The sequence below is a fragment of the Bradyrhizobium sp. 35 genome (assembly GCF_023073215.1).
Taxonomy (GTDB): Bacteria; Pseudomonadota; Alphaproteobacteria; order Rhizobiales; family Xanthobacteraceae; genus Bradyrhizobium; species Bradyrhizobium canariense_D.
In genome coordinates this window covers 1-10,100 of sequence record NZ_JADPJC010000021.1, presented here as the reverse complement: position 1 = coordinate 10,100, position 10,100 = coordinate 1, and the positions used below count along the sequence as shown (strand labels likewise).

12 protein-coding genes are annotated in these 10,100 nt (G+C 59.9%); 8 read left to right on the top strand and 4 right to left on the bottom strand.

Annotated elements, in window-relative coordinates; genetic code table 11:
* The coding region (locus tag IVB36_RS04170; RefSeq protein ID WP_247390755.1) for a transposase at nt 1–288 on the bottom strand (288 nt) is incomplete at its 3' end.
* Nucleotides 289–573: 285 nt separating this feature from the next.
* Between IVB36_RS04170 and IVB36_RS04165 the strand changes: the two genes are divergently transcribed.
* From IVB36_RS04165 to IVB36_RS04150, 4 genes are all read left to right on the top strand, one after another.
* Nucleotides 574–1,062 carry a hypothetical protein gene (locus IVB36_RS04165; protein ID WP_247390754.1) on the top strand — a complete coding sequence of 163 codons (489 nt, stop codon included), beginning with the start codon at nt 574–576 and terminating at the stop codon, nt 1,060–1,062.
* A 264-nt stretch (nt 1,063–1,326) separates the two neighbouring features.
* Complete coding sequence (locus tag IVB36_RS04160) at nt 1,327–1,554, top strand: hypothetical protein (RefSeq protein WP_247361358.1); 228 nt, start codon at nt 1,327–1,329, stop codon at nt 1,552–1,554.
* 106 nt (nt 1,555–1,660) lie between these two features.
* Nucleotides 1,661–2,164 (top strand): hypothetical protein, encoded by a 504-nt coding sequence (locus tag IVB36_RS04155; protein WP_247361360.1) that lies wholly within the window; start codon nt 1,661–1,663, stop codon nt 2,162–2,164.
* A gap of 523 nt (nt 2,165–2,687) precedes the next feature.
* Nucleotides 2,688–2,921: a hypothetical protein gene (locus tag IVB36_RS04150; protein ID WP_247361368.1), complete on the top strand. Its 234-nt coding sequence runs from the start codon at nt 2,688–2,690 to the stop codon at nt 2,919–2,921.
* 467 nt (nt 2,922–3,388) lie between these two features.
* Here IVB36_RS04150 and IVB36_RS04145 read toward each other — a convergent pair whose 3' ends face one another.
* Together IVB36_RS04145 and IVB36_RS04140 are read right to left on the bottom strand one after the other, a co-directional pair.
* Nucleotides 3,389–4,174 (bottom strand): GGDEF domain-containing protein, encoded by a 786-nt coding sequence (locus IVB36_RS04145; protein WP_247361370.1) that lies wholly within the window; start codon nt 4,172–4,174, stop codon nt 3,389–3,391.
* A gap of 185 nt (nt 4,175–4,359) precedes the next feature.
* Nucleotides 4,360–5,460, bottom strand: coding sequence for a GNAT family N-acetyltransferase (locus IVB36_RS04140; protein ID WP_247390752.1), 1,101 nt, complete (start codon nt 5,458–5,460; stop codon nt 4,360–4,362).
* Nucleotides 5,461–5,665: 205 nt separating this feature from the next.
* On the opposite strand from IVB36_RS04140, the gene IVB36_RS04135 reads away from it, so the two are divergent.
* Nucleotides 5,666–5,878 carry a hypothetical protein gene (locus IVB36_RS04135; protein ID WP_247361375.1) on the top strand — a complete coding sequence of 71 codons (213 nt, stop codon included), beginning with the start codon at nt 5,666–5,668 and terminating at the stop codon, nt 5,876–5,878.
* An 80-nt stretch (nt 5,879–5,958) separates the two neighbouring features.
* Here IVB36_RS04135 and IVB36_RS40350 read toward each other — a convergent pair whose 3' ends face one another.
* Nucleotides 5,959–6,684 (bottom strand): transporter, encoded by a 726-nt coding sequence (locus IVB36_RS40350; protein ID WP_346015367.1) that lies wholly within the window; start codon nt 6,682–6,684, stop codon nt 5,959–5,961.
* Between the two features lie 377 nt (nt 6,685–7,061).
* Here IVB36_RS40350 and IVB36_RS39995 point away from each other — a divergent pair, with 377 nt between their 5' ends.
* From IVB36_RS39995 to IVB36_RS04120, 3 genes are all read left to right on the top strand, one after another.
* Nucleotides 7,062–7,754: a carbohydrate porin gene (locus IVB36_RS39995; RefSeq protein WP_253075202.1), complete on the top strand. Its 693-nt coding sequence runs from the start codon at nt 7,062–7,064 to the stop codon at nt 7,752–7,754.
* On the top strand, nt 7,694–8,503 hold the full coding sequence (locus IVB36_RS39990; RefSeq protein WP_253075201.1) for a carbohydrate porin: 810 nt from the start codon (nt 7,694–7,696) through the stop codon (nt 8,501–8,503). Before IVB36_RS39995 ends, IVB36_RS39990 begins: the two co-directional genes overlap by 61 nt.
* A gap of 165 nt (nt 8,504–8,668) precedes the next feature.
* Entirely contained in the window at nt 8,669–9,706 is a 1,038-nt protein-coding gene (locus IVB36_RS04120) for an IS110 family transposase (RefSeq protein ID WP_247390751.1), read from the top strand.
* The last annotated feature ends 394 nt before the right edge of the window (nt 9,707–10,100 follow it).

Below are 10,100 nucleotides of genomic sequence, written 5' to 3'. Positions count from 1 at the left end.
GGGGTCGATCGACAAAGCCACTCGGTCCTTGCCGCAGCGGGCGAGCGCTTCAAAGATCGCCTGCCAATGTCCGCGCTTAGCCCAGCGATTGAACCGATTGTAGATCGTCGTGTAAGGGCCATAGTCGGACGGGCAATCGCGCCAGCGTGCGCCGCACTGGAGCATGTGAATGATACCGCTGATAATGCGTCGATCGTCTTCGCGCGCCGGGCCGGTCTGGTTCGTTGGCAGATGCGGCTCTATCTGAGCCCACTGCTTGTCGTTGAGCCAGAACAGTCCTTTGCGCATCGAAGTCCCCGTGCCGAATCAACTTGGCACCAGGGAATCAGAACTCGCTAATTAGGTACAGACCCTAGATTACGCTGCCGATCCAACCGGGGGCCCTGTTCCGCTGCCGCAAACGGAGCTTTATACCCTGACGGCACGCGCCCTTCGCAGGGCGGACAAAGCAATATGGCGGCAAATTACTTTCGACCTCTTTCCTCTCTTGATCCATCGTAGAATTCGTCCTGTTCGCTAGACCGGCAGGATGTAAGATTATGTCCGGGCGGCGCTGGGCGAACGGGCTCAAGTGTGCTGGTGGAACTTTATAGCCCCTTGATCTTTGCGTTAGGCGCCGAAGAGAATAGGCAAACGATGCTCCGCTGGCTTAGCTCAGATCGTCGAAAGATCAAAAGCGATCGAAAGCAGCTTGAAGGCAGGGCTCGCCGCCTGCTGCAGAGTTACCTGACGGCCAATGAGTGGCAAAAGCGCCAATACTATCAGGCAATCGCCGGCGCGGCTTCTGCATGTCAGCCTGGTATTGATGATCCGAGCTTAAGTAACGAGAAGCTTGCTGAATTAACCGCTCAGGCCGCGACAAAAGTCGTCCAAGTACGTAATCGGAAAGCAAAAGATGCGCACGATCATTCAGCTGTACTGATCACGGATGCATACGCAACGGTTGCAATCGCCTATCGACGAGCGGCTTCAGCCTACACTGCTGACAAGGAAATGGAGCAGCTGGGCACCGCCGCAGTACACCTGGTCACGATAGCGAATTCATTTATGAATGCTGAATAGGACCGACAACGACAGAAATGTGACTGCGGCTTCGGCAAACCAGCCTCGCTTCTCGCTCAGGCGTATACCTTGCGCAAACCCTTTCTCCTAAGCTGCCCGTAAGACGTTATTTGTACCGTCGTCACCAACAAGAAAAGGCGGGCGGCATGTCGATTGCATTTCGAATTTTTGTTCTCCTGTTCTGTGCTTACGCCGGTTGGGAGACCGCGAGCATCCAATTCGGCGATTTGCGAGAGCCTCAGCAGCAAGGGCGTTCTGCAAGGAATGAACAAAACAACCCTTCACCTGGAACGTCCGCAACCAAGCCAAGTTCGGCGTGCTGACCTCGCGCCGGCTATCGGTTATGCGATGCTCGTCGATGGTCGTTTCAAGACCGAATTTCTTGATCAGGACGCCGCGACTAAAGCGGCCCTTGATTTGTTGGCAAAGTATCCGAAGCTGAAGATCGAGATCTACGATGCACCATCGAAGTCACGAACGCCGGCGAAATAGCCGCTGCGCCGCAGCATGCGTGATAACCATGTCTTCTGTTTTAATCTACCTTTAGCTTTTTGCTAACAATCGAGGTCTCAAGGTCGTCGCCAAACGGAGGCGGCCTGTGCCTTTGATGAAGTATTTCGGATTCGTCGGCAGCGCTCTCGTCCTGTTGCTGATCGCTATCGGCTGGTGCTTGCCGCAGCAGGCGATGGGCCCCGGTAACAGCGACGTAGAGCGACCGTCCATCAAGATCAGCTCAGCCGAGAGGGCGCCTGAACGGGTCATAATCGATACCAGCTTGCCGACCATTGTGGCTCCGTCGAACATCAGTCCTTCTACATCAATGACGTCGGTGCAATCTGCTCGGCCTCTGCAGAGCGCATTCTCCGAACTTGACGTCGCCCGGAAGCCGGTCACTCCGAAATCAGGCGGCGAGGTCTTGAAGCCGAAGCATGCGGCAAAAGGCGAATCCGCGAAAAAAGTCTCTCACCGTCGAGCAGCGAAACAGTTGAATATTATTCCCGTACGCGAAACGGGAGCGCAAGTTGCGGCGCCTGATACGAGAATGTCGTTACTGGAAACACTCAAGGAGCGGCTAGGGCAGACGTTTTTCAAGCTGAACTGATGACGGTGTCCAACGATAGGGAAGCGCGACGTTGGCGAACAATGCCCACCAATTCGTGCCGGCGGGCCTCCTGCACACGGCTGTGATGCGCATTGTGTGAAGTAGTTCACAACCGGCAGGGTATCACCGAGCGTAGCGTGCGCGCTTCCACTGGAGGGAAGCGCAATGAAGTGGAACTTGGCAACCTATCGAATGCTCGCGCTGACCGCCGCTGCTCTGGCGTTCTGGCGGCGGCTGGTACTACTATGGCCATCGGTACTCCTCGTGGAGTCCCTGAACCAATGTTGGGATCCGATTGGCAATGCAGCCGGACCATGCTGCTCGTGACCACGTGTGCGCACTGAAGCATTGATCGGATAGCCGCAGACGCGCGCTCGGCAAAGCTAGCGGGTGCTCGTTCACACATCTCGGCCTTCACGAACGTCGGCCTAACAATCGGTTAACGAAGAACCCATAGCGTGTTCCGCCGTTGACCTGCATCCCGTCACGCATGACGAGGTAGGTCTAGGACGGGGCCGATACCATGGCGGATCTAAGGGAAAAATTGGACAAACTCCGCGCCGATGCCGCGGATTTGGTCCTTATGAGCAGACGATCGAGCGACCCGCAGAAGCGCGCACTTTTCGAACGCTTGGCAGATGAGCTCGCCATAGAGGCTCTCGAACTCGAGCAGGTGGTGAAGCTGCAAAGCCGGCGCTCCGGTCACAGCGACATGGATAAAGTCGTGCCCCTCCACGTGCGTCCAGATCGTCGCTGACCCAATCCCTTTCCATTTGTGGGCGTCGATACGAACCCCTCCGACCCGTGCGGCGGCCACCCGATCTATGTAAGGCCCGAGCTCGCCGCTCGAATGGCGCGACCAAGCAGATAGATAGCTCGCCGCCAAAAAGCCAATCCCCGGCTCGCTCCACTAGGGGATCGGCGGCTTGCTGGACGAGGTTTAAATTTGGATTAGGATGCGAATGCTTGGCGCCGGACGAACGCGTCAAGGACCTCCTGGAAGCGGCCCCAATCATCATTGCACTCTGACTTGTGTTCCGGCCACGGGATCTTTGCAGGCATCGCAGATTAAAGCTGAGCAAAATTGCTCACTCAAATCAGGCCACTCCCAAAATCGAACTAGGCCACTAGCGTCGGAAACAGGCCAGTACCATCGTGGCGGATGGGAACGGATCAAGAAACTGGTACCCTTCGGGAACGCGCCGTTTGAGGTCCGTTTGGGGGCTACGCCGCGACCGAGTCCAGGACGTCCGCCCGGACCACGCGATTGCGACCTCGGTGTTTGGCGGCATAGAGCGCCTGATCGGCCATGCGCATGACCTTGCCCAGATCCATTTCGCCATGGGATTGGGCGAGCCCGATGCTGATCGTCACGTTGGTCGAGGCACCTTCGCCGACGACTACTTCGGCGGCGCAGGCCTGCCGCAGATCTTCGGCGTATTGGGCAGCGCGTTCCCTGGATACCCCGGTCATCACAACGGCGAACTCCTCGCCGCCATGCCTTGCCACCAGCATCTGCCTTCGCTCGGCGAAGGAGCACAACACCTGCGCGACCGCGATGAGCACCTTGTCTCCGAAGTCGTGCCCGAACTGGTCGTTGATCGCCTTGAAGCGGTCGATGTCACACATCAGCACCGTGGTCGGCAGGTTAGCATCGCGCGCCTTGGTGAGGGCCGATTCGGCAGCCTGGTCGAAGCCACGTCGGTTGAGCAGTCCGGTCAGCTGGTCGGTGCCGGAGATTCGCTGCAGCTCGGCGCGCGTCAGCGCCAGCTCGCGCATCGTCAGCGCGGACCGGTAGCTCAGGGCGGCCGTCAGCAGCCCCGAAATCATCATGCTGATGAGGATAGACGATTTGGTCACGAAGCCGACGCGCACCAACGCATCCGGATTGGATCCGAACTGTAGGAAGCACAGGGACAACGTCAAGAGGACGGTCAGGCCGACGCTCACGGCAGAGCGGCCCATCGTGTGGCGCAGCGCGTCCCGGTGCGTAATGATGTCGTTGGCCATGGCTCTGCCGCCGTAAAGCGACCAGCATCCGCCCCCTCACCTTCACGGCAGGTTAAGGCACGCTCCGCTGCGCAGACGCCGTTAACGCCGACCTAAAGACGAAGCTCAATTTGCGATGGCCCGCCTTGAAAAGCGCAGCGGCCCGGCCGCAGACATTTCAGCACTGCGAGTCTCACCACACGATGTCACATGAAGCCCGGATTGCGAGGCAGATACTGGGCCCAACTGCCGAAATCGCGCGACGACATCAGAAGCATCGGAAACTTGATCCGCATGCCGCACTCGAGCGCCGCCGAGAGGGCCGCTTCGCTCGAGCCGGGCAAGAATGCCGACACCTGCGAGGCGCCGCTCTCTGCGGCGAGGCGCAGCGCCGTCCTGAAGGCGGTGGCCATCGCGCTGGACTGCAGCACCGCGACAGGTCCGGCGTGGCCGCCGGCATCGACGTAAGCGTAGCCCAACCAATCAGCTCCATCGTAGAGGCTGAAGCCTCGCGTCCGGCTGTCGTTGATGAGATATCGGTGGTGCTTCTCGCGCGAGATCCCAAGCACCCGCTCGTCCGCCTGCGCGAGGCGAGCCAGCGTCGAAGCTTCTTCGTCGAGCGGAGCGCATTCGAATTGCGGCCCATTCAGGCGACCGACTAAATGCTCCCGGGGCGCGCTGACGCTGTAGATCGGAAATCGCGGAAACAGTCCGTGGCGGATGTAGAGCCCCTGCGATACGGCGTTGAAGGCAAATGTGATCAGAACCCTGTTGGAAGCGCCGGACTTCTCGGCGTGATCCAGCGTCCGTTTGATCAGCTCGTTGCCGATGCTCCCACCCTGACGGTCGGGAGAAACGAAGAGCTGCGCCAGAAACCAGATGTCGCCGCAGACCCAGCTCCAGGCGAAGCCCAGGATCCGGCCGTCGGCTTCCGCGACCCAGAGACCGTCGGGATCGTCCGCCAGTGAGAACAACTGAAAGTTCGGCTGGCTTGGGGAGGCCATTTGCCCGAAATTATGGCGGACCGTGAGATCGTTGATGCTGGACACGACAAGCGCGTCGGCGAACTCCAGATCTTCCGCGCGGGCGGGCCGGTAAACCACTGTCATCGAACAACTCCACGACCACGCGGCCCCCGAAAGGGTCTCGACACCTACTGCCGACGGATCAGCCTCAACAGCGCGGACTACTCCTCCAGAGGCTTCAGCGGCCCGTCCGCCCACTTGCGGCTTCAAGTCGCGCAACGGGTCGTCGTCACAACCGGTGCAGACGTACCGCAATTCCCCATGAGCGACTTCGTCGGGCACAGCCTTCATCTGCCTGCCGCACGCAGGGCAGGCCTTCCGGACGGATAGAACACCGGCATCTGATTTCCCCTGCGATGGCCAGTCTACGTCCGCCGGCATCGCGATCTCAAGACCGACACGGAAAGTTGCATCCGCGTGCCGACGCTTCTTGACTCCGCGACCGCAGGCTACTCAAGTCCGGGCAGTGATGTTGCGAGGGTGCGTCATGGAGCAGGAATTCTATTGGAGCCTCGCGCAGCGGGTCCGGGACATCGCCGAGCAGGCCGATCCGTTCACCCGACGTCGCCTCTTGGATCTCGCCAAGCGGTACGATGCCAAGGGCAGCCCGACTGCCCGATCCGGAGTAACCGAGCGGCCACTGCTGGTGCCGCGCACGACGCCACCGATCTCGACCTGCACCGGACCAGGCGAGGCCTGACAGGCGGCAGGCTCATCCTGCCGGCTCCTCCACAGTGGGCACGTCGTCTTCGGTCAGCGTCATCTCCAACCGAAGGCTGTTCAGGCGCTGCTATGCCGAAACCTGGCGCCCCGCTCAGGACGAAATTGAACCGTGGAACGGCCACGAGAGCCGTCAGTGGCTCCTGAAAAATGCGGTCGAGAACCGTAACCTATTTCGTGATCATGCGATGTACCGGGGGGCGGAGGCGCCGCTGCGGGCGAGATGGCAAATGTGAGCCAGCTGTTCCACCCGGTCGGGCGAGCCGCCCCTCCGAATTCCGCGTATCCCTTGAGATTGACGTACCCGTGGAGGCCTTCGCTGAGCGGAAAGACGTAGCCGAACTGCGGCCCGACGCCGAACACCTGCGACAGGAAGCACCCGACCCGGTCGCCAGAGCCGCTGTCGCACCCCAGTTCCTTGTAGGCGTACCCTACCAGACCCACCTGCACCTGCTTGGTCAGGAATTGCGACGCGCCCCAGTCGAGATGCATGTCCACGCCGCTCTGGTACTGCGTCGACGGGTTGACAAAGTTGTACGTAAATCCGAGCACCGCGGATAATTCGGGGCCCGTCGCCGGATTGAAGTAGGTGTACCCGCCGCCGGCATCGATGGCGCCGTGGCCGAGGCCCAGATTCGCCAGTCTCGTGGACTGATAGGCTCCAACAGGTATGTCGCCAGTGACGTAGGTCATGAAGTTGTTGACGCCTGCGTTCCAACGCAGGGAGAATTGAGGAATAACATCGGCGAAGCCCCAAGTGGTATCGCTGAAGCTGTCGGACCGCATGAAGGGGATGCTTCCGACAGGCGTCGAGAGGTTTCCCGACAACGTGCCCGCCAGCTAAGCGCTGGTGACGCCATAGGCACCCACAAGGGCAAACGTTGCCTGGCCGCCAAGCACCGGCGTTGCGAACACGTAGCTCGGGATGACAAAACCCAGATCGCCGGTACCGGTCAGACTCGCGTTCAGGCGGGCCGACAAGTTCGCAGGGACTCTGCCCGTCTGGAGTTCACGCGCCAAGGCCACATACCGAGGTGTGGTAGTAGACGGTCGCCAGCGACCAACCCGGCTGCTGGGGCGCCGCCGACAGGCTTCCAAAAAAGCCAGGCACCCAGAAACTCACGCCGCCTTCGTCGGCCAATGCACTAGAAGCGGCGCTTTTGATGGCGGTTGTTCTGTTCCTTGCGACCAATGCCATTGGGCAAGAGGATAAGAAGACCGATGACGACAAACCGGCCGATCCCGACACGGGAGAGAGCACGGTGGAGGAAAAGACGCTTGGGTTGCTGCCCAATCCGCTGCAGAAGTACGGCGTGAAGTTCGCGGCGACCTACATCGGCGAGGTGCTCGGCATCGCGTCCGGAGGATTGAAGCAGAGCGCGATCTACGAAGGTCGCCTGAACCTCGCCGTCGATTTGCAGAAGCTGATTGGGATCGACAAGCTCACCTTTCACGCCAACATGTTCCTGATCCATGGTGACGGGCTATCGCGCAGTAACCTGCAGAACTTCTTCGTTGTTAGCGGGATCGAGGCTCTGCCGTCGACCCGTCTGTACGAAGCCTATTTTGAAAAGCAGTGGGGTGCGAAGCAGGTCTCGCTGAAATTGGGCCAGCTAGCCGCGGACAGCGAATTCTTCAACACCAAGTACACGGACGTGTTCACCAGCGCCTCCATGGGTTGGCCAGCCATCACGTCGGTAAATCTGCCCAGCGGTGGACCCTCGCCGCCTTTGGCCGCCATGGGAGCTGCTCGTCAACGTAACCGATCAGCTTGCTGTGCTTGGCGGAATCTTCGATGGCGACCAGGCCGGACGCGGTCCGGCCGACCCGCAGGAGCGCAACCGCTACGGCCTTAATTTCCGCGTCAACGAATGCGCCGCTGTTGCTCGGGCAGATTCAGTATGCCTGGAATAACAAGAAGGGCGACCCGAGCCTGACCGGCCAGATCAAGTTCGGAGGCTGGCGGCACTTCGGTTCCTTCGCAGATCAGCGGCTCGCGTCGAACGGGGCCTCGCTCGCCGCTGCCGCCAGCAGCAGCGGCGAGCCCTTGCTATTGTCCGGGGATGTCGGAGGGTGGGCGGTTTTCGAGCAGCAGATCCACCGCGTGCCTCATAGCGATGATCGGGGGATCGGCGTGTTCGCCAGGGCCGCAGGCGCGCCTGCCGATCGCAACCTGATCGATCTTTACGCGGATGTGGGCGTTGAGTTCATCGGCCTGCGCGATGACCGCCCTGACGATAAGTTCGGGATCGCCGCGGGTTATGCCCACGTCTCGAAACGAGCGCAGGCACTCGACGCGGATTATCGGACTTTGGTCGATATGACTTGGCCAGTGCGCAGCTTCGAAGGATTGCTGACAGCGGTTTACCAATTATCAGGTCAAGGACGGCTGGACGTTACAGCCCAATTTCCAATACATGTTGCGGCATTCATGCGGATGGCGATATTGTCGTGGTTGAGGAGCGGATGCGAGCCACTCCCAGGCGGCCAGCCCTATGAAAATGACTATTGCTTCGTCTTCGTCGTTGCGGGCGACAGCATCAAGCAGGTTCGTGAATATATGGACACACGGAAAGGCTGGCAGATGATATTCAAGCCGGATTGAAAATAACTCCGGCGCATTCGCCACGAAGTCTGGCCGCTAGCAGGGCCAGGTACCCTCTGAGCCGACCTGAACGGTAGCGATGGGCCTTAGGCCGCCATTCGATAAAATGAAAGAGGCCGCCAACTGATGGGGTGGATGGCCCCCTGACGGCATCGATGTGCCAGGATGGTGGTCGTTAGAGATCACCAGCAAAGGGAGCCATCCACGGGCGATATTACAACAATTGGTCTTGATCTGGCAAAGAGTGTCTTCCAGGTTCATGCGGTCGACGAGATGGGCAGCGTCGTGATGCGCAAGCGGCTGCGACGCAGCCAGGTCCTCGCGTTCTTTGCCGAGATTCCGCCGTGCCTCATCGGCCTCGAAGCCTGCGCGACGGCGCACCATTGGGCTCGTGAGTTGATTGCGCTTGGCCATGAAGCGCGCCTGATGCCGCCCAACTATGTGAAAGCCTATGTAAAGCGTAACAAGCACGACGTGGCCGATGCCGAGGCGATCTGCGAGGCGGTTAGGCGTCCGTCGATGCGCTTCGTCCCGATAAAGACGGCGGAGCAACAATCGGCGCTCATGATGCATCGGGCTCGAGATTTGCTGGTCCGCCAGCGCACCATGCTGGTGAATGCTCTGCGTGGGCACCTGGCCGAGTTCGGTCTTATCGAGGCGCAGGGTCTGCACAAGGTGGCGAAACTGATTGCGATTGTCACGAACGAGAATGATGGGCGTGTACCGGATATTGCCCGTCAGGTGTTGCAGGTAATGGTCAACCACATCGAAGATATTCAGGTACGGATCGTTGGTCTCGAGAAGCAGGTTCTCGCGTGGCATAAGAGCAACCCAGTCAGCCAACGACTGGCTACCATTCCAGGCATCGGGCCGATCATCGCCACGGCCATCGCAGCAACGGTTGCAGATCCCAACACATTCCGTAGCGGCAGAGAGTTTGCCGCCTGGCTCGGGCTAGTGCCGAGACAAAACTCCACCGGGGGCAAGGCGCGCCTCGGTGGAATTAGCAAGCGAGGGGACAGTTATCTCCGTCGCCTGCTGGTCAACAGTGCGCACACGGTGCTGCTTTGCTCGAAGCAAGCCAAGACCAATCCCTGGCTAACCTCCCTGCTCAGCAGAAAGCCACGGCTTGTCGCCGCTGTCGCCTCGGCGAATAAGACGGCGCGCGTGGCTTGGGCCCTCATGAGCAGACAGGACACCTAGCGACACGCAACAGCGACAGCATGACCTGCTGAGCTGCGGCGTGCCGTAAGCTTGCGAGAGTGAAAACACGTGATGGCAAGTCGGTCACCCGAGGGATCGAGAGTAACCTGACCGCCTCAGCGGGATTCCGATCCCGACCAACTGATAAGGCCTCGACTCGCGGAACCCATCAAGGCCATCGGTCATGTAAGACCGCACTGAAAGGCCGGACACATGACTGCAAGCGACCACTGTTCATCACGCGAAAAAACTCTTGCAAATCGGGGGCCCCCGCCCTTGCCGCGGTGGAATCTCGAGCGTCAACTGCAGCGAAGGAGGATGTTATGCAGGTCGTTCGGATAGGTCTAGATCTGGCGAAGTATGTCTTCGAAGTTCACGGCGTCGACAACCACGG